Annotated in this window: 19 protein-coding genes; 11 read left to right on the top strand and 8 right to left on the bottom strand. The window is 69.3% G+C overall.

What is annotated here, in order from left to right; genetic code table 11:
- The first annotated feature begins 8 nt into the window (after window positions 1–8).
- Entirely contained in the window at window positions 9–503 is a 495-nt protein-coding gene (locus tag PKH97_RS04430; protein ID WP_324386197.1) for a hypothetical protein, read from the top strand.
- Window positions 504–519: 16 nt separating this feature from the next.
- On the opposite strand, the gene PKH97_RS04425 is transcribed toward PKH97_RS04430, so the two are convergent.
- The 4 genes from PKH97_RS04425 to PKH97_RS04410 all read right to left on the bottom strand — a co-directional run bounded on the left by PKH97_RS04425 (window position 520) and on the right by PKH97_RS04410 (window position 3,146).
- Complete coding sequence (locus tag PKH97_RS04425; RefSeq protein WP_324386194.1) at window positions 520–1,059, bottom strand: Uma2 family endonuclease; 540 nt, start codon at window positions 1,057–1,059, stop codon at window positions 520–522.
- Between the two features lie 142 nt (window positions 1,060–1,201).
- Window positions 1,202–2,071 (bottom strand): aminoglycoside phosphotransferase family protein, encoded by an 870-nt coding sequence (locus PKH97_RS04420; protein WP_324386193.1) that lies wholly within the window; start codon window positions 2,069–2,071, stop codon window positions 1,202–1,204.
- Window positions 2,068–2,406, bottom strand: coding sequence for a hypothetical protein (locus tag PKH97_RS04415; RefSeq protein ID WP_324386192.1), 339 nt, complete (start codon window positions 2,404–2,406; stop codon window positions 2,068–2,070). Before PKH97_RS04415 ends, PKH97_RS04420 begins: the two co-directional genes overlap by 4 nt.
- 8 nt (window positions 2,407–2,414) lie before the next feature.
- Entirely contained in the window at window positions 2,415–3,146 is a 732-nt protein-coding gene (locus PKH97_RS04410) for a dienelactone hydrolase family protein (RefSeq protein WP_324386191.1), read from the bottom strand.
- A gap of 224 nt (window positions 3,147–3,370) precedes the next feature.
- On the opposite strand from PKH97_RS04410, the gene hutU reads away from it, so the two are divergent.
- The 4 genes from hutU to hutI all read left to right on the top strand — a co-directional run bounded on the left by hutU (window position 3,371) and on the right by hutI (window position 8,878).
- Window positions 3,371–5,089: a urocanate hydratase gene (gene hutU, locus PKH97_RS04405; RefSeq protein ID WP_324386190.1), complete on the top strand. Its 1,719-nt coding sequence runs from the start codon at window positions 3,371–3,373 to the stop codon at window positions 5,087–5,089.
- A 44-nt stretch (window positions 5,090–5,133) separates the two neighbouring features.
- On the top strand, window positions 5,134–6,324 hold the full coding sequence (locus tag PKH97_RS04400; protein ID WP_324386196.1) for an allantoate amidohydrolase: 1,191 nt from the start codon (window positions 5,134–5,136) through the stop codon (window positions 6,322–6,324).
- On the top strand, window positions 6,324–7,643 hold the full coding sequence (locus tag PKH97_RS04395; protein ID WP_324386189.1) for a formimidoylglutamate deiminase: 1,320 nt from the start codon (window positions 6,324–6,326) through the stop codon (window positions 7,641–7,643). Before PKH97_RS04400 ends, PKH97_RS04395 begins: the two co-directional genes overlap by 1 nt.
- Before the next feature lie 71 nt (window positions 7,644–7,714).
- Window positions 7,715–8,878, top strand: a complete 1,164-nt coding sequence (hutI, locus tag PKH97_RS04390) for an imidazolonepropionase (protein WP_324386195.1) — start codon at window positions 7,715–7,717, stop codon at window positions 8,876–8,878.
- Here the strand turns inward: hutI and PKH97_RS04385 are convergent.
- The gene (locus tag PKH97_RS04385) at window positions 8,836–9,309 is read right to left on the bottom strand and encodes a helix-turn-helix domain-containing protein (RefSeq protein ID WP_324386188.1); all 474 of its coding nucleotides are present in this window, start codon (window positions 9,307–9,309) and stop codon (window positions 8,836–8,838) included. The two genes, hutI and PKH97_RS04385, sit on opposite strands and share 43 nt — an antisense overlap.
- A 47-nt stretch (window positions 9,310–9,356) precedes the next feature.
- Between PKH97_RS04385 and PKH97_RS04380 the strand changes: the two genes are divergently transcribed.
- Window positions 9,357–11,630 (top strand): molybdopterin-dependent oxidoreductase, encoded by a 2,274-nt coding sequence (locus tag PKH97_RS04380; RefSeq protein ID WP_324386187.1) that lies wholly within the window; start codon window positions 9,357–9,359, stop codon window positions 11,628–11,630.
- 17 nt (window positions 11,631–11,647) lie between these two features.
- On the opposite strand, the gene PKH97_RS04375 is transcribed toward PKH97_RS04380, so the two are convergent.
- On the bottom strand, window positions 11,648–11,929 hold the full coding sequence (locus PKH97_RS04375; protein ID WP_324386186.1) for a DUF4235 domain-containing protein: 282 nt from the start codon (window positions 11,927–11,929) through the stop codon (window positions 11,648–11,650).
- Between the two features lie 69 nt (window positions 11,930–11,998).
- On the opposite strand from PKH97_RS04375, the gene PKH97_RS04370 reads away from it, so the two are divergent.
- The 3 genes from PKH97_RS04370 to PKH97_RS04360 are packed head-to-tail and all read left to right on the top strand — an operon-like array spanning window position 11,999 to window position 15,886.
- A complete protein-coding gene (locus PKH97_RS04370) occupies window positions 11,999–12,661 on the top strand; it encodes an ElyC/SanA/YdcF family protein (protein WP_324386185.1) in 663 nt (220 codons plus the stop codon).
- Between the two features lie 58 nt (window positions 12,662–12,719).
- A complete protein-coding gene (locus PKH97_RS04365; protein ID WP_324386184.1) occupies window positions 12,720–14,807 on the top strand; it encodes an elongation factor G-like protein EF-G2 in 2,088 nt (695 codons plus the stop codon).
- A gap of 14 nt (window positions 14,808–14,821) precedes the next feature.
- Window positions 14,822–15,886 carry a hypothetical protein gene (locus tag PKH97_RS04360; protein WP_324386183.1) on the top strand — a complete coding sequence of 355 codons (1,065 nt, stop codon included), beginning with the start codon at window positions 14,822–14,824 and terminating at the stop codon, window positions 15,884–15,886.
- On the opposite strand, the gene PKH97_RS04355 is transcribed toward PKH97_RS04360, so the two are convergent.
- Window positions 15,867–16,604 (bottom strand): TRIC cation channel family protein, encoded by a 738-nt coding sequence (locus tag PKH97_RS04355; RefSeq protein WP_324386182.1) that lies wholly within the window; start codon window positions 16,602–16,604, stop codon window positions 15,867–15,869. The two genes, PKH97_RS04360 and PKH97_RS04355, sit on opposite strands and share 20 nt — an antisense overlap.
- Before the next feature lie 102 nt (window positions 16,605–16,706).
- On the opposite strand from PKH97_RS04355, the gene PKH97_RS04350 reads away from it, so the two are divergent.
- Both PKH97_RS04350 and PKH97_RS04345 read left to right on the top strand, forming a co-directional pair.
- Window positions 16,707–17,636: a 2-hydroxyacid dehydrogenase gene (locus tag PKH97_RS04350; RefSeq protein ID WP_324386181.1), complete on the top strand. Its 930-nt coding sequence runs from the start codon at window positions 16,707–16,709 to the stop codon at window positions 17,634–17,636.
- A gap of 11 nt (window positions 17,637–17,647) precedes the next feature.
- Entirely contained in the window at window positions 17,648–18,493 is an 846-nt protein-coding gene (locus PKH97_RS04345) for a phytanoyl-CoA dioxygenase family protein (RefSeq protein WP_324386180.1), read from the top strand.
- Here the strand turns inward: PKH97_RS04345 and PKH97_RS04340 are convergent.
- Window positions 18,466–18,825: hypothetical protein (locus PKH97_RS04340; RefSeq protein WP_324386179.1), on the bottom strand; the 360-nt coding region annotated here is incomplete at its 5' end. The two genes, PKH97_RS04345 and PKH97_RS04340, sit on opposite strands and share 28 nt — an antisense overlap.

Raw genomic sequence — 18,825 nt, 5'->3', positions numbered from 1 at the left:
TTCTGCTCATGGACGTCGACGGGCCTCTGAACCCTTTCCAGGCCAGGTGGTTTCGTCATTCCCCCAGGCATGGATATGCCGTGTACCAACTGACGCCGGCGGGTGGCATGACCTACCGTGTGGTCCTGAACCCCGCACACGGCCGCGACCTCGACGAACTCTCGAACGCCTTCGATCTCGCCTGGGCGACCACGTGGCAGCACGATGCCAACCGGCTCATCTCGCCCTTGCTCGGGCTCCCCGACGACCTCCCGGTTGTGCCGCTTCGCATGCCGGCCCACCACGTCGGTCGCTGGTGTTGGAAGACCGACCAGATCGCCGACTGGGTCGGCGACCGTCCGTTTGCCTGGTTCGATGACGAGATCAACCGGGCAACGCGCGACCGTCTCGCATACGCTCCCGGAATGGGTGAGCATCTGGCTCTGCGCATCGAACCGCACATCGGTCTGCGCCCGACCGACATCGAGCGGCTCCGGGTGTTCGCGAATGGGCTTGCGGCCTGAACCGCAGGACCGTGGGTCAGTTCACGAGATCGGACGGAACGACCCGAATCGCGAAGGGCGCGGTGAGCGCGAGCACGTCCGACCCGCTCGCGCGACCGGCCTCGGCATACGTGCCGTCGCGCAATTCCCAGGCGATGATGCTCGGCTCATCGGGATCAACGACCCAGTAGGCCGGGCATCCGGCAGCTTCATAGCGAGAACGCTTGAGCAGCAGGTCGATTCGGCGGGTGCTCGGGGACAGGATCTCAATGGCCAGCCTGGGCGCTGCCGGCAAATTGCGTGCAGTCAACTCGGCCACGCGGGCAACCAAGAGGTCGGGCTGAAGCACGGTGTCATCGGCCAGGACGACATCGAGCGGGGCAGGGAAGAGTTCGAACTCTCCGCCTACAAGCGGGTCGAGCACTCTCATCAGGCGAGCAATACAACGCTGATGCAAGGGAACTGGCGCCGGTGTCACGAGCAGCGTTCCGTCCAGCAGTTCATACCGATGTCCGTCGTCGGGCATGGTGGCGAGGTCGGCCTGGGTCAGCGGCCGACTCCACGGCAGCGTCGTCATGACAGTCATAGTCCCTCACTTCGTCGACGGAATCCATGGCAACAGTCTCGACAAGATGCGCCTCGGCGGCGCGGCGTCATCCACAGGTAGCCGACGATGCGCGACCTCAGGATCCTGGTGGCATCCGGAGCAATAGCTGCGATCAGCCGGCCAGCGCGTTGGCGATCATCCCGTGGCCCTGGGCCTCGAACTCCTCGTCGCCCACCTGGCAGGCCCACGCTGCGGTGCCGATGGCATCGCGGATCCGCATCCGGCGCCACGCTGCCGGCTCACGTGGATCGGTGCCATAGCCCTCCATGAACGCCTGCTCCAGTCGCGGATCTCGACGGAAGTCCTGCACGGCGAGCCGGCCGAAATCCGTTGCTGCTGGGCGCAGATCCGCACGTCCGAAGTCGATGATCGATACCACATCGTCGTGGATGATCCAGTTCCGCGGCTGCCAGTCTCCATGCGTTGGGACCAGGTAAGCCGGCGGGGTCGGCCAACTCATCACCTCACCACGCAGCCGCCCGACCACGTCCGCGGCGATCCGATGCCGGCCGTCCAGCCACGCGAGCGAGCGGGTATTCGCGCGCGCCTCCCAGCCATCGTCCCGGACCCGGAGCTGGCCGTGCAGCAGCGCCAGCAACGCCCCGGCCTGACGGTGGACATCCGGGTCATCCGCCCATGTGGAACGGAGCGCGAGTGATCCCGGAAGATACTGCGTGACAACGATTTTTGCCTCGCTATCGTGGAAGACAAGCATGGGCGCGCGCCCGATCGCCGTCCATGGCGCGAGCCAGTTCAGGTGCGCCCGGATTTCGCGCGCCAGGTGGTGATCCCCGGGACCGCCAGCCTTGACAACATAAGTCCGGCCACCCGACGCAACCCGCAGCACGGTCGCCTCGGTCAGCCCCCAGCTCAAGTCCGCTTCGACCACGGCGCCCGGCAACCACCCGTCGACGAGGGCTCGTTGCGCTGCGCTCAGCGAACCGAGATCGCGCGTCGACGTCGCGCCCTCCGTGCCACTCACAGGGCGGCTTCGCCGGCCGGTGTCATCAGCCCGGCCGCTCGCAACTCGGCCACCAAGCGGGTATTCCGCGCCGACGTCGTGCCGCGGGAGCGCCGGGGCGCGAATCGCTGCAAATAGGTGAACTCGTCTCCGGCGTGCCGGGTGGACTCGCTCCACCCGAAGCACAGGCCCTCCTCCAGGACGTCGTGGAAGGTCACGCTCGGTATGCTACTCTTCGCCTTCGCGATGCGCACCCAAACTCCAGGGCTCGTGTCGTACGACGCGATCAGCCACTGCCGCAAAGACTCTCGCGTCTCGAACGCGACGATCGCGAGCTCGTCGTGCAGATCAGCCATGCCCAAACTCAGCCGCGTAACTGCTGATCGAAGAAGGCCAGCACGGCATCCACGGCCCGTTCCTGGCGCTGCTCGGTCAGCGTCGAATGACCCTTCCCCTCGAGTTCCACCGACGTGAATCGGTCGCCCAACTCACGTTCCAGGGTCGCAAAGCGCGTTCCGACCGAGGAGTCGCTGGCATACCGAACTCCCAGCACCTCGCAGCCGGCCGCCGCGCGACGACGCACGGTGTCGAGATCGGTCGCACTGAGGCCGAGATCCGCGGCGCGTTTGGACCCGATCGGCATTGGGGCGGCCGGCTGCGCAAGCACCGGAGCGATCACGGGCGCGTCGACCATCATCGCCAGGGCGAAGCCGCCGGTAAAGCACATGCCGAGCGCGCCCACGCCGGGCCCGCCCACGTCGGCGTGCAACTCCCGCGCCAAGGCCCGCAACCAGCCCGCGATGCGGCCGGTCTTGCCCACCGCGAGGATCGTGAACTCTCGGCTGATACAGATGCCCGGGATCGCGGCGACCACCCTCGGGATCGAGAACGCGACATCGCGCGGCCCGAAGAGATGAGGCAGGAGCACGGTGTAGCCCGCCGCGACGACCTCCTCGCCGAAGCCGATCACCCCGGTCGTGAGCCCGGGCATCTCGTGACAGATGATCACGCCCGGCCCACTGCCCTTCCGGTAGACATCGTGGGCGATGCCCTCGGATTCGAATCTGCTGCGTTGCCACCCATCCAGCCCGCTCATGACTCAAGTCTTGCCTACACCCCAGCCGACCACCGGCACGTCCCCATGAAGATGCTGACGCGACTGGGCTGACCGGCCACTCGACGGGGCTGAACCGGCCACTCGACGGGGCTGAGGTCTCGGATATCAGACACGTTGCGGGCTATGGCTATGCTGCGGGGATAGCGAGGGGGGATGCTGGGGGGAGCAGGCATACGGCAATCACGAGGTCGAAGGAGACCGCCATGGAGGGCGCCCGCCCCGTCCGCGCAGCGCGCGGCACCACGCTCACCGCACGGCAATGGAGCACCGAAGCGCCGCTACGGATGCTCATGAACAACCTTGACCCCGAGGTTGCCGAGCGCCCCGACGACCTTGTCGTCTATGGCGGCACCGGCCGGGCCGCGCGCGACTGGCGCAGCTTCGATGCGATGGTGCGCACGCTGACCGACTTGCGCGCCGACGAGACCATGCTCGTCCAGTCCGGCCGCCCGGTCGGCGTCTTTCGCACCCACGAGTGGGCGCCGCGCGTGTTGATCGCGAACTCCAATCTCGTTCCCGACTGGGCCAACTGGCCCGAGTTCCGGCGACTGGAGCACCTCGGCCTGACGATGTACGGCCAGATGACCGCCGGCTCCTGGATCTACATCGGCACCCAGGGCATCGTCCAGGGCACCTATGAGACCTTCGCCGCGATCGCCGAGAAGAGGTATGGCGGCACTCTCGCCGGCACCTTGACCCTCACCGGTGGCTGTGGCGGGATGGGCGGCGCGCAGCCGCTCGCCGTCACCCTGAACGACGGCGCCTGCCTCATTGTCGACGTGGACCCCCACCGACTGCAGCGTCGCGTCGAGCACCGCTATCTCGACGAGGTGGCCGACGACCTCGATGACGCCATCGCAAAAGCAGTGCGCGCCAAGGAGGAACGCCGCGGCTGGTCTGTCGGCGTCGTCGGCAATGCCGCCGAGGTCTTCCCCGAGTTGCTGCGCCGCGGCGTCGAGATCGACCTCGTCACCGACCAGACGAGCGCCCATGACCCGCTGTCCTACCTGCCCACCGGCATCGGCCTGGACGAGTGGTCCGAGTACGCCGAGAAGAAGCCCGAGGAGTTCACCGATCGCGCCCGTGAGTCGATGGCCCGGCACGTCGAGGCGATGGTCGGCTTCATGGACGCCGGCGCCGAGACCTTCGACTACGGCAACAGCATCCGCGACGAGGCCCGGCTGGGTGGCTATGACCGCGCCTTCGCCTTCCCCGGCTTCGTCCCCGCCTACATCCGGCCGCTCTTCTGCGAGGGCAAGGGCCCCTTCCGCTGGGCCGCCCTCTCCGGTGACCCCAAGGACATCGCCGCCACCGACAAAGCCGTGCTCGACCTCTTCCCCGACAACGACCGCCTCCACAAGTGGATCCGCGGCGCGCAGGAACGCATTGCGTGGCAAGGACTTCCGGCGCGGATCTGCTGGCTCGGCTATGGCGAGCGCGACAAGGCCGGGCTCGCCTTCAACGACCTCGTGGCCTCCGGCGCGGTCAGCGCGCCTATCGTCATCGGCCGTGACCACCTCGACTGCGGCTCGGTCGCGAGCCCCTATCGCGAGACCGAGGCGATGCTCGACGGGTCCGATGCGATAGCCGACTGGCCGCTGCTCAACGCCCTCACCGCGACGAGCTCCGGCGCGACCTGGGTCTCCCTCCACCACGGCGGCGGCGTCGGCATCGGCCGCTCAATGCACGCCGGGCAGGTCAGCCTCGCCGACGGCACGCCGCTCGCCGCCGAGAAGCTGGCCCGCGTCCTGACCAATGACCCCGGCATGGGCGTCATCCGCCACGTCGACGCCGGCTACGACCGGGCCGACGAGATCGCCGCCGAGCGCGGCGTCCGCGTCCCGATGCGCGAGGGTGACCAGAGCCGGTATGCCGTTCCCGCCCAACCCGATTCGCTCACCTCGGGGGGAACCCCGTCGTGACCGAGACGGGGTCCGCGGACAGAGTTGCCGCCGGCTTCGCCGACATGTGGAGCGACCTGGCTCCCGTCGGTCGCGACGGGCAGTCTGGTGGCTATCGGCGCTTCGCGTGGAGCGACGCCGACCACGAGTTGCGCGAGTGGTTCGCCGACCAAGCGGCCCGGCGCTGGCTCGATCTCACCGAGGACCGCGTCGGCAACCAGTGGGCGTGGTGGGGCGACCCCGACGCAGCCGTCGCCGCCGGCCGGCCCGGCATCGTCACCGGTAGCCATCTCGACAGCGTCCCCGATGGCGGCGCCTTCGACGGTCCGCTCGGTATCGTGAGCGCCTTCGCGGCGCTGGATCTATTGCGCGCCAACGACATCGCGCCCAATCGACCAATCGGCATCGCCAACTTCGTCGACGAGGAAGGAGCCCGCTTCGGCGTCGCCCTGGCCGGCTCCCGCCTGCTCACCGGCATCATGGCGCCCGAGCGCACCCACGCGCTCACCGATGACGACGGCACGACGTGGGCCGATGCCTTCGCCGCCACGGGGCGTGACGGCGCCGCGATCGGTGCCGACCCCGAGACCGTCCGGCGCATCGGTACCTATCTCGAACTGCACGTCGAGCAGGGCAAGGCGCTGGCGCATCTCGACGCCCCGGTTGCGATCGGCACCGACATCTGGCCACACGGCCGTTGGCGGATCGACCTGCCCGGCGAGGCCAATCACGCCGGCACGACGACTATGGCCGACCGCCACGACGCCATGCTCACCCTGGCGGGCGTCGTCCAGGCCGCCCGCACCGCGGCCCTCACCCGGGGCTGCGTCGCCACCATCGGCAAGGTGCGACTGACGCCAGGGGGAGTCAACGCCATACCGAGCCATGCGACCGCCTGGCTGGACGCGCGTGGCGCGGACCCGGACGCGGTCCGCAGCGTCGTCGCCGACCTGGCCGCACTCGCGGCGACAACCGGAGGTGAGGTCACCGAGGAGTCGTGGACCCCGGTCACCCCCTTCACGCCCGCCCTGGTGAGCCGCCTGCACGAGGTGCTCGGCGGCTTACCGCTGCTGGGGACGGGCGCGGGTCACGACGCTGGCGTGCTTGCTCAGGCGGGCATACCGAGCGCGATGCTCTTTGTCCGCAATCCCACCGGTGTTTCGCATTCGCCCGCCGAGTGGGCCGACCAGGCAGACTGTCTCGCAGGCGTGACCGCCCTGGCCACTGCCTTGACCGACTTGTCCCAGGAGGCGTGATGATCGCGATCTGGGCACGTCATGCCCGGCTGCCCGAGGGGACCGTCCCCAAGGTCCGCATCGAGATCGAGGGCGAGCGAATCACCGGGATCACCTCGCGGTGTGAGCCCGAGCCCGACGACCTACGTTTCGGACTAGTCCTTCCCGGCCTCGCCAACGGTCATTCCCACGCCTTCCACCGCGCCTTGCGTGGACGCGTCCAGGACACCACCGGCAACTTCTGGACGTGGCGCGACCAGATGTATGCCGTTGCTCGCCGGCTCACGCCGGAGACCTACTTCGCGCTCGCCCACGCGGTCTTCACCGAGATGGTCACGTCCGGATTCACCGCGGTGGGGGAGTTCCACTATCTCCACCACGGCCTCGACGGGCGGCCCTACTCCGATCCGAATGCGATGGGCGAAGCCGTCATCGCGGCGGCGCAGGCGGCCGGGATCCGGCTCACCCTGCTCGACACGCTCTATCTGGCCGGTGGCCTTGATGGATCCGGACACGTGCCCTTGGACCCGGTCCAGCAGCGCTTCGCCGACAAGGATGTGGCTGCCTGGGCTGGGCGGCTGAATCAGTTGCGTGACAGCGCAACCTCTCGGATTGGTGCGGCAGCGCACTCGGTCCGCGCGGTGCCCAAGGAGGCGCTGGAGCAGTTCGCGTCGGTCGTCGGCGCCCGGGTCGTCCATGCGCACGTCAGCGAGCAGCCGGCGGAGAACGCGTCGTGCCAACTCATCTACAACCGCACGCCGACGGCATTGCTGGAGGAGTGCGGGATCGTCGGTGACCGCTTCACCGCGGTGCACGCGACGCATGTCAGCCTCGCGGATATCCGGATGCTCGGTCGCGCCCGCTCCTTCGTGTGCTTTTGTCCGACGACCGAACGCGATCTCGCCGACGGCATCGGACCGGCCCGGCAATTCGCGGACGCGGGCGCACGCCTGACGCTCGGCTCGGATCAGAACGCGATCATCGATCCCTTTGTCGAGGCGCGGGGCCTGGAGATGCACGAACGCCTCGTCAGTGGCGAGCGAGGACGATTCAGCTTGGACGAGCTGGGCAATGCGATGTCGCGGACCGGGTATGCCAGCATCGGGTGGCCCGATGGTGGCGTCCTGACTGTCGGCGCATTAGCGGATCTTGTTGCGGTGCGCCGTGATTCGATGCGCACCGTCGGCTCACGAGCGGACCAGATCATCTTTTCGGCGACGGGCGACGATGTGACCGACGTGCTGGTCGGCGGCGAGTTCGTCGTTCGCGATGGGCACCACCGGGCCGGCGATCCGTCCCGGCTGCTCGCCACTGCCCTCTCTCGGTTGCGCACCCAGTGAGGGACTTTTTCGGCGCTCTCCGTGCGGATATCGCCGCGACCAAGGGGGACGCCTACAGCGACGGCTCATCGGTGCTGATCGCCGATATCGCCGAACTTGTCACCTGCGACGGCCCCGGCGAGACGGCCGAGTCGGCCCTCGGCATCATTGGTGATGCCGCCCTGATCCACCAGCACGGCGAGGTCGTCTGGCTCGGCCCGGCCACCGAAGCCCCCGCTGCCGATCGCGCGGTCAGCCTGCGTGGCCGGACCATGGTGCCGGGCTTCGTCGACAGCCATACGCACCTGATCTTCGCCGGCGACCGGTCCGCCGAGTTCGCTGCGCGGATGACCGGTGTGCCCTATGACGGCGGGGGCATCGCGACGACGGTCGCCGCCACCCGCGCCGCAACCGATGAGCAGCTGCGTGACCTCCTGCACGCGCGGTTGGCCGAGCTGCGCCGCCAAGGCACGACCACGGTCGAGATCAAGTCGGGGTACGGGCTAGATGTCGCCGCGGAGTCCCGACTCCTCGGCCTTGCGCGAGAGGTCACCGACGAGGTGACCTATCTCGGTGGGCACGTCGTTCCTGCCGAATACCGCAGCGACAGAGCGGCATACGTCGATCTGGTCACCACAGAGATGCTCCGTGCGTGTGCCCCTCATGCCCGCTGGGTCGATGTCTTTTGTGAACCCGCCTCGGCCCACGCTTTCGACGGCGACGAGGCGCGGGCGATCCTCACAGCCGGTATGGCAGCGGGCCTGCTCCCGCGGGTGCACGGCAACCAGCTCGCGCCCGGGCCCGGTGTCCAACTGGCCGTCGAACTCGGCGCCGCCAGCGTCGACCACTGCACCTACCTCACCGGCGCCGACGTGGACGCGCTCGTCGGTGCGGCAGACACGACGGTCGCCACCCTCTTGCCGGGTGTGGAGTTCTCGACCCGCTCGCCCTATCCCGATGCTCGCCGGCTGATCGACGCCGGGGTGAGCGTGGCGATCGCGAGCGACTGCAATCCCGGCACCTGCTACTCGAACTCGATGCCCTTCATGATCGCCCTGGCCGTTCGCGAGATGCGCATGACACCCGCCGAAGCGCTGTTGGCTGCAACACGAGGTGCCGCGAAGTCATTGCGCCGCAACACTATCGGCCGCCTTGCTGTGGGTGGCCCCCTCGACGCTGCCGTTGTGGACGCACCGTCCTATCTCCACCTGGCCTACCGGCCGGGCGTGCCGATCGTTCGGGCACTCGGGGTGTAACGCGCGCGGGTGTCGCGCCATGCCAACGGCTCGTGACACGCCGCACACACGACGACGGGTTGCGTCACGTGGCCACAGCTGCTGTGCTCGACCGCCACCGTGTCTGCGGGCAGTTGCGTCCACTCGCTGCCCCACTGCAGCAAGGCCAGGAAGACGGGGTAGAGGGCCTCGCCCTTCTCGGTCAACCGATACTCCCGGTGCCCCGAATCTGCTCCTGTCGGAAGGTCTTTGGACAAGATGCCGTCGTCGACCAGCCGTGCCAGGCGGTCGGTGAGGATCGTCCGCGCCGCACCCGTGCCGCGTTGGAAGTCCTCGAAGCGGCGGGCTCCCACGAAGGCGGACCGCAGGATCGGCCAGACCCAACGCTCGCCCACGATGGTCGAGGCGCGCGCGACGGGACAGGCTTGCTCAGCCAGGTCCGCATGCCGCATACGCCGGACCCTAGCATTAGTAGCGATTCGCTACTAACCTGCTGCCCATGACGACGACGACCGACGAGTGGAAGCCGACCGCCTGCATCCTGTGCGAGTGCAACTGCGGGCTCGAGGTCGCCCTGGGCGGTCCTGAGGGGCGGACGCTCGCCAAGATCCGCGGCGACAAGTTGCACCCGGGATCCCATGGCTATACCTGCGAGAAGCCCCTGCGGCTCGACCGTTACCAGAACGGCCGCGCCGAACGCGTCCTGCACCCGCTGCGCAGAACCGCCGACGGCAGCTACGAGCAGATCAGTTGGGAGGTCGCGATCAGCGAGATCTCCGCACGCTTGACAGAGATCGGCGTCGAGCACGGCGGCGACGCGATCATGTATTACGGCGGTGGCGGCCAGGGCAACCACCTCGGCGGCGGCTACTCGCGGGCGACCTTCGCGGCCTACGGGATGGGTTATCGCTCGAGTGCGCTGGCTCAGGAGAAGACCGGCGAGTTCTGGGTCAACTCCTCGATGCTCGGAGCGGCCCTCGTCCGGTCCGACCTCGGCAACGCCCAGGTGGCCGTCTTCCTCGGCAAGAACCCCTGGCAGTCGCACGGCTTCCCGCACGCCCGGACCATGCTGCGGGATATCGCCCGCGACCCCGAGCGCACGCTCATCGTCATCGACCCGCGCCGCACCGAGAGCGCCGAACTTGCGGACATCCACCTGCAGGTACGCCCCGGCCGCGACGCCTGGCTGCTCGCCGCGATGATCGCCGTCCTCGTGCAGGAGGATCTGATCGCCACCGACTGGTTGGCCGAGCACGCGAGCGGCTTGGCGGACGTCCTCGCGACCTTCGGCGGCATCGATGTCGACGGCTACTGCACGATCGCCGGCGTCGACGAAGCCCTGGTGCGGCAAGCAGTCTGCGCGATTGGCGCGTCTGATCGCACGGCCTTCTTCGAGGACCTCGGCGTCCAGATGAACCACAACTCGACGCTCGTCAGCTATTTGGAGAAGCTGATCTGGCTCCTGACCGGCAACCTCGGACGGACCGGCACGGCGTATATCCCCGCCGTCATGGTCCCGCTCGCCACGGCCCGCAAGGAGACCTCACTCCACGCCAGCGTCACTCCGGTCACCGGCTCGCCGATTCTCGGCGGCCTGATGCCCTGCAATGTGATTCCCGAGGAGATCCTCACCGATCACCCCAAACGCTTCCGCGGGATGCTGGTCGAGTCGGCGAATCCCGCTCACTCGCTGGCCGATTCGCCGCGGATGCGCGAGGCGCTCGCGGCCCTCGACGTCCTCGTCGTGATCGATGTGGCCATGACCGAGACCGCGCGAATGGCGGACTACGTGCTCCCGGCGCCGACGCAGTTCGAAAAGCCGGAAGCCACCTTCTTCAACTTCGAGTTCCCCCGCAATGTCTTCCATCTGCGCCCACCGCTGCTCGAAGCGCCCGACGGCCCCCTGCCCGAGGCGGAGATCCACGCCCGTCTGGTCGAGGCCTCCGGTGCGCTCGACCCGGCGGTCGTCGAGCGGCTGGCAACCGCGGCGCAGCAGGGTCGCGACGCCTTCCTCACGGCCTTCCTGATGGCCACCGCCGGGGACAAGCGCGCTGCGGCCCTGGCCCCCGTGTTGCTCTATCGCACCCTCGGCCCCACCCTGCCCGAGGGCCGGCAGAGCGCCGCATTGCTTTGGGGCGCAACGCAACTCGCCTTCCAAGCCAACTCGGCGAGCGTTCAGGCCGCGGGTCACGCCAGCGGTGACGCGCTTTTCGACGCGATCCTCGCGGGCACCAGCGGCGTCGTCTTTGCCGACGACTCCGCCGACCCCGAAGCAGCCGTATGGCGGCGCGTCCGCACCGACGACGGCTTGGTGCACCTCGTCATACCGGAACTGCTGCAGGCCGCTCGTGACCTGGCGACCGACGCTCCGCCGGGACCCACGCAGGAATGGCCCTTCGTGCTTTCCGCCGGCGAGCGCCGGGCCTTCACCGCGAACACGATCATCCGCGACCCCGAATGGCGCCGGCGCGAGCCGGACGGACCGTTGCGCATCTCACCCAATGACGCCGAGAAGCTCGGCCTCACCCCGGGCGACGAAGTGGAGATCGAGACCCCCCGCGGGAAGGCGACGGCGCGGATCAGCATCGACGAGGGGCGTCAGGATGGGCATATCGCCCTGCCCAATGGGCTGGGTCTCGATCACCGCGAGGACGGTGAGCGGGTCGTCACTGGCGTCGCGCCGAACGAGTTGACCAGCGCCGCGGACCGCGATCCCTTTGCCGGCACGCCCCGGCACAAGTTCGTGCGCGCCCGACTGACACCCGTCGCCTGACGTCCCGGCGCGACGCGTCAGGCCGTCTCTTCCTTGCGCATGGGGGCGGGCAGTTGGCCGGAGGAGTTCTCGTAATACTGCGCCGCTTTGCGCGTGAACATCGTCCGGGCAACAGCTGCCGCGAGCGCGCTCACGGCGGCAAGTGCCAGGGCTTCGCCCAACGGGGTGTGCGGGTTCTGCGGGTCGACCGTGTCGTCTTTGCCGGCCTTCTTCCAGATGGCCGTCACCGACTTGTTCGCCACGACCGCGGCCGCAGCGGCCGCCCCGGTGCCGAGCACGCGCCATACCAATCCACCCATGCGGCACACGATGCCACATTCTGTGCGCGCGGTGGCCACCGCTGTTCATGCCCGACTTACCCGTGCCGTATGACGTGGCGCCGGCGGATCCTGATCGCCGCACTGAGCACTGGGGTGCTCGGCGCCGGTGCCGCCGTCGGATCGAACGTCTGGATCGCGGGGGAGGCCAGCGGCCATACGTATGCCGTGGCGGACGTCCCCGAGGCGCCCGTTGCCCTCGTGCTCGGTGCGGGGCTGACCCCCAACGGGAGGCCCACGCCCTTCCTCGCCGACCGCCTCGATCTCGCCAAGGCGCTCTTCGACGCCGGCAAGGTGCAGGTCGTCCTCGTCTCCGGCGACAACCGGACTCATGCCTACGACGAGCCCACCGCAATGATGGACTATCTGATCGCGCACGGCGTGCCCGCCGACAAAGTCGTGCGCGATTTCGCCGGCCGCGACACCTATGACTCCTGGGCGCGCGCGAAGCGGATCTTCGGCGTCACGCAGCTGACGGTCGTGACGCAGAGCTACCACCTGCCGCGCGCCGTCGCGACCTGCCGGGCACTGGGACTCGACGCCAACGGGGTCGGCGACGACCGCGGGGCGACTTATGCGCGAGCACCTGGACGGCCGGTGCGCAACGGGAAAAGCTGGCGGCGATCAAGGCTGCCTGGGATGTCACGAGTGGAGGCGACCCCGTGCTCCGGGCAGCAGGAATCGGGTGTGCGCGACGCGCTCGCAGCACCCTGACGCGCGCCTAGCCAGGAGCCTGGGTGGCTGTCGGCGGCCGGGACTAAGGTTGATGACCATGAGTCGTTCCAACGCCGCGACGGCGCTCCCGCCTGTGCCCGCATCACCCGCTCAGATCCGCAATATCGTCCTCGTCGGACCGAGCGGCGGCGGCAAGAGCACGCTCTTCGACCGATTGGTCAGCGGAGACGGCGCTCGGCGAGCGGCCGACCAAGGTGCCTCGACGGCCCTGCGCGTGGCCACCATCGGTGCCGGCGACCTCGCCATCACCCTGCTCGACACCCCGGGTGCCGCCGACTTCGTCGGTGAAGTCCGCGCCGGGCTCCGTGCCGCCGACGCCGCGCTCTTCGTCGTCGCTGCCGGCGCCTCGGTCGACGACGCCTCCAAGATGCTCTGGCGCGAGTGCGCCGCGGTCGGCATGCCCCGCGCCGTCGCTCTGACCAAGCTCGAGCAGTGCCAGGACGACTACGCGACCGTCGTCGCCGCCATCCAGCGGGCCTTCGGTGCCGCCCAGCCCCTGCAGGTCCCCGTGCGCGAGGGTGAGTCCGTGACCGGTCTGATCGACCTGCTCGGCAAGGAGGTGCACGACGCCTCCGGTGCATCGATCGGCGCGCCGACCGGCGACCAGGAGGGCGTGGTCGAGGAACTGCGGGGCGGGGTTCTCGAGGCGATCATCGAGGAGTCCGAGGACGAGTCGATGCTCGATCGCTATCTCTCCGGCGAGGAACTCGACGCCACCATCCTGCGCGATGATCTGCGGGCGGCCATCGCGGGCGCCCGATTCTTCCCCATCGTGCCGACGCACTGGGCAAGCGGGGTGGGCGTCGCCGAACTGCTGGCCCTATTCGAGAACGGCTTCCCGGCTCCCACCGAGGCGTGGATGCCGGCCGTGACCACCCCCGACGGCGAGCACCTCCCGGCCATCACCGGCGATCCTGCGGGCCCGTTGGTGGCCGAGGTCATCCGCACGACCAGCGACCAGTATGTCGGCCGGCTCTCGCTCGTCCGCGTCTTCTCCGGCACGCTCAGCGCCGAGCAGCAGGTTCACGTTTCCGGGCATCTGGAGCACTTCGCGGGCCACGAAGTCGACGGCCACCCGGGCCATGACAGCGATGCTGACCGGGTGGGGCAGATCTCCAGCCCCACCTCCGGTGACCCGATGCCGCGCACGAGCGCCATCGCCGGCGAGGTCGTCCTTGTCACCAAACTCGCCCACGCCGAGACCTCCGACACGGTGTCCGCGCCGGAGCAGCCGGCGCTCGTCCAGCCCTGGCTCCTGCCCGACCCCATGCTCCCGGTCGCGATTCATGCCGCTTCCAAGAACGACGAGGACAAACTCGCTTCCGCACTACAACGGCTGGTGGCCGAGGACGTCACCATGCGCCTGGAGCACAACGTCGAGACCCACCAACTCGTCCTGTGGGCGCTCGGGCCGGCCCACGTCGATGACCTGATGGCGCGGCTGAAGGACCGCTACCACGTCAACGTGGAGGTCGAGCCGCTCAAGACCTCGCTGCGCGAGACGTTCGTGCGTCAGTGCGACATCCAGGGCCGGCTGGTCAAGCAGTCCGGTGGGCACGGGCAGTATGCCGTCGTCAAGCTCCTCATCGAACCCTTGGAGCGTGGCGCGGGCATCGAGTTCGTCGACAAGGTGGTCGGCGGCGCGGTGCCGCGCAACTTCATCCCCTCGGTTGAGAAGGGCGCGCGCAATCAACTGGAGAAGGGCGTGCTCGCCGGCTATCCCGTGGTCGACGTGCGGGTCACGCTCTACGACGGCAAGGCGCACTCGGTTGACTCCTCCGACATGGCCTTCCAGACCGCGGCCGCTCAAGCCCTGCGCGAGGCGGCGACCGAGTCGTCGGTCTCGATGCTCGAGCCGGTCGACCTGATCGAGGTCACGGTTTCCGATGACTCGCTCGGTGCCGTGATGGCCGACCTGCGCGGCCGGCGAGGCCAGGTGCACGGCACCACCCCGGCCGAGACCGAGGGCTTCACCGTTGTGACTGCCGAAGTGCCGCAGCACGAGTTGGCGCGCTACCCGATCGACCTGCGCTCGGTCTCGCACGGCACCGGATCGTTTACCCGCTCTTTCGTCCGTTACGACCACATGCCGACGGCGCTCGCCCGCACGGTCATGGCGGACTGATGAACTGAGTAAGCATGGGGGGCAGCACATTCGGCGGGTCGGGTCTGGGCCGGCCGGATCCGGGGAGCCGGCCGACCATGGGCCGCTGGCTTCTCGTGGTCGGCACGCTCCTCGTCATCGCCGTGGCCGCACTGCTGAGCATGTATGCCGCGATTCGCGCCGACCTGCCCGTCCAGGTCGCCTCGCATTGGGGCGGTGACGGCATCGACTCCACGCAGTCCCCTCGGGCCTTTATCACCACCACGGTGGCCCTGCTTGTGGGGCTGATCGCCCTGCAGGCCCTGATCGCGTGGTTCATTCCCGTCGACGGTCGCCGCGTGCTCGGTGTCGCCGCCGCCGGCCTGATCGGCCTTCTCGGTCTCGGCCTCGGCGGGACGCTCTGGTCCCAGCGCGGCCTGACCGATCCGTATGCCGCGCCCTCCCCGGGCGGGTGGCTCGCCCTGGGCTTCGCTCTCGCGGTGCCGCTGGCCGGCCTGGCGTGGTGGCTCCTGCCGACCCACATCCCCGACGTCCCGGCCGAGCAACGCAGGGGAATGCCGGCGGGCGCACCGCGTCTCGGTGCAGCCCAGGCCGGTGTCTTGGCCAGCGGGGCCAGTGGGTCCGGCTCTTTTGGAGTCGGCAGCGCCGAGCTGCCCTGGCGCGATCGGGTGCCGGCCGGGAGCGCCGGCGCGGTGATGCTCGGGCTGCTGGTGGTTCTCGCCGTCGGTCTGGCCGTCACGCCCGCTCGTTGGGTCGCGGTGCCCGTGGTCCTCCTCGTCGCACTGCTCGTGGGGTCGATGGCGCGCTCGGAAGTGGTGGTCGATCAGGAGGGGGTGCGGGTGCAGGCATACGGGCGGGTGCGGTGGTTGCGCGCCCCGATGAGCACGATCGCCTTCGCCGATGTCGAGCCGGTGCGGCCGCTGGCGCAGTTCGGTGGATACGGGTTGCGCTATGGCGTGCGCGGGCGCGGCTTTGTCACCGTCGCCGGCCCGGCGCTCCACCTGTCGATTCCGGGGAGCGCGGACACCTGGATCAGTTGCGCCCATCCCGAGCTGGCCGCGGCGCTCGTCAACGAGCTGCTCAGCGGTCGGGAGGCCTGACGCCGCGGCCCTTGCCGGCCGCGCGCTTCTTCTCGGCCTTGGCGCCGGCGCGCTCACTTCGTCGGATGAGGGCACGCAGTTGGTCAGCCGAGAGGTGCACGTCCGCGTCGACAGGCAGCCGCCATTGGCGCCAGCGAGCGATCAGGCTCAGGCCGCCGCCGATGGCTATCCCGAGACCCATGCCCCACGTACTTCGCACCTGGACCGGTGTGAGCAAGATGGCCGCGGAAGCGGTCGCGGCCGCCGTGGCATAAAGGGTATTGCCGCCGAGCACGGCGGGCACCTGCCCGATGCAGATGTCTCGGACCATGCCGCCACCGACGGCCGTGACCACCCCGAGAAAGAGCGAGGGCAGCCAGCCGAGGCCGACGATCTGGGCTTTGATGGTCCCGGTGGCGGCCCAGGCGCCGAGGGCGAGGGCGTCGGCGCCGATCATCGGCCAACGCCAGCGCCGGCCCTCCATCCTGATCAGCTGGGCGGCGAGGACCCCGATCATCGCCGTGATCAGATAGGCCGGATCGGTGAGCGCGACCGGCTGGCCGACCTGCAGCATGACGTCGCGGAGCACGCCGCCCGCCAGACCGGACACCACACCGAGGACGGTGAAGCCGACGAAGTCGAAGCGGCGTTGGCGGGCGATGGTCGCGCCCAGCGCGCCATTGCAGAGCACTCCTGCGAGGTCAACCACGCGGAAGGCCTCGGTGACATCGACCGTCACGCGTGCTCCTTCCTCACTCCACGATCAGCGCCGGGAGCCTATCGCCAAACCCTTCCACCGCCGACTGCCATCGCCAGGGCCGGACCGACCTAGGGTGATTCCATGTTCGTCTCCTTCCCGGACGCCGACTGGCGCGACGACGTAGGCCCCATCGACGGCATCACCCCCGTGGTCTGGCATCCGCGCGATCCGGGCCCCGATGCCCCCGTGGACGCGGTGGTCGCGCCCTATGTCGGTGCCGCCCGCTCCATCGCCGCGGTGGGGCGGGTGCCGTCGGTCCGCTTCGTACAACTGCTCACCGCGGGCTATGACGGCATCCTCGAGCAGCTCCCCGAGAGCGTGAGCGTCGCCAATGCGGCTGGGGTGCACGACGATTCGACGGCCGAGATGGGGATGGCCCTTGCTCTGGCGAGCCAGCGCGGCCTACCCGGGTTTGCGCGCGCTCAGCCCGAGGGCGATTGGACGTTTCCCGGGCTGCTGCCGTCGCTGGCCGACCGGCGGGTGCTGATCGTCGGCTATGGCTCGGTGGGACGGGCACTCGGCCGGCGTCTGGTGCCCTTCCAGATCGAGCTGACCGCGGTTGCCGGCCATGCACGCGACGGTGACGACCTGGTCGACCGCGTGCACGCGATCGAGAACCTGCCCGAGTTGCTCCCCACGGCGGAGGTCGTCTTCGTCGTCGTGCCGCTCTCCGATGCGACCCGCGGGTTGATCGGCGAGGACTTCCTCGCCGCCCTCCCCGATGATGCCCTCGTCGTCAATATCGCTCGCGGGCCGGTTGCGGACACCGATGCGCTGCTGCGGCATACCGGCCGACTGCGCTTCGCGCTCGACGTCACCGACCCCGAACCCTTGCCGCCCGATCACCCCTTGTGGCGCGCGCCGAACGTCCTGATCTCACCCCACGTCGGCGGCGCCTCATCGGCCTTCCGTCCACGCGCGCTGCGGATGCTGCGTGAGCAGTTGACCCGACTGGCTCGCGGCGAGGAGCCGGCGCATGTCGTCGGCGTCGGTGCGCGCCCGGCCCCCTAGACTTCCCCGGCATGCCGGCCCCTCCGCTCTCTAGCCCGTATGCCGTTTCCCCCGACGACGTGGCGGCCTACCGTCGCGATGGACACATCGTGCTCCGGGGCGTCGCATCCGCGGGGGAGGTCACGGCATACGGGCCGGCGATCCGGGCAGCCGTTTCCGCCAACAACACGGAGCGGCGCCCGCTGGCCGAGCGCGACCTTTACAGCCAAGCCTTCCTCCAGACGATGAACCTCTGGCAGGTCGACGAATATGTCGCCGAATTCGTTCTCTCGCAACGCTTCGCGTCGATCGCCGCGCAGCTGCTGGGGGTTGAGCGGGTGCGCCTCTACCACGATCAGGCCCTCTTCAAGGAGCCCGGCGGCGCGTTCACCCCTTGGCATCAGGACGCGGGCTACTGGCCATTGCGCGGCGAGCGGTGCATCACGATGTGGCTGCCCTTGATGGCCGTCCAACCCGCGATGGGGACACTGCAGTTCGCCTCCGGGACCAATGCCGCGGGTTCACTCTCGGACGAGGTGATCTCGCAGGCATCCGAGGATCACTTCATGTCGCTGGTGGCCGACGGACTGCTCGACGGACGTTTCCCGGTGACCGAGCCGGCAACCTTGGCGCTCGGCGACGCCTCCTTCCACGGCGGCTGGACGTTGCACCGGGCCTTGCCCAACGATGGCGCCGAGACGCGAGCGGTGATGACGGTGATCTGGTTTGCCGACGGCGAGCGGGTCATCGACCGGCCGGGCGAGCACGCCGCCGGTGACTTGGCCACCTGGCTGCCGGGCTGCGCCCCGGGCGACCTGGCGCGCTCGCCGCTGAGCCCGATCCTGCCCCGTCAGGAGCAGGCGAGCGTCGGGGCGTAGGCGATCGAGCCGGCCGAGGTGAGTGTCGCGAGGTTGGTCGGCGTCAGGCCGAGGACGGCCTGCGTCGTTGCGCGCGGAGCGGTGGCGGCGACGAACCCGGAGTCGTCGAAGGCGATGGCGCCACGCCGAGCGAAGGGGACCGCGCAACCCTGTTGGAGGGTGCGGACATACGACCGGGTCGAGGCGGCCGCGGACACATTGGCCGCGCCGCCCACCAGATCCAGAGCGGCGGCGGTCAGGCCGGCGGAGTTTGTGTTGGCGGGGGCGCCCGCGGCACGCAGCCAGTTCGCGGCCTTGGCGGCTGCCGCACTGCGGCCGGTGGCGCGGAAGGC

This window comes from Nostocoides sp. (assembly GCF_035343835.1).
GTDB classification, from domain to species: domain Bacteria; phylum Actinomycetota; class Actinomycetes; order Actinomycetales; family Dermatophilaceae; genus Nostocoides_A; species Nostocoides_A vanveenii.
Note: the sequence above shows the minus strand (reverse complement) of the source record. Positions and strands in the feature narration are given on the sequence as shown.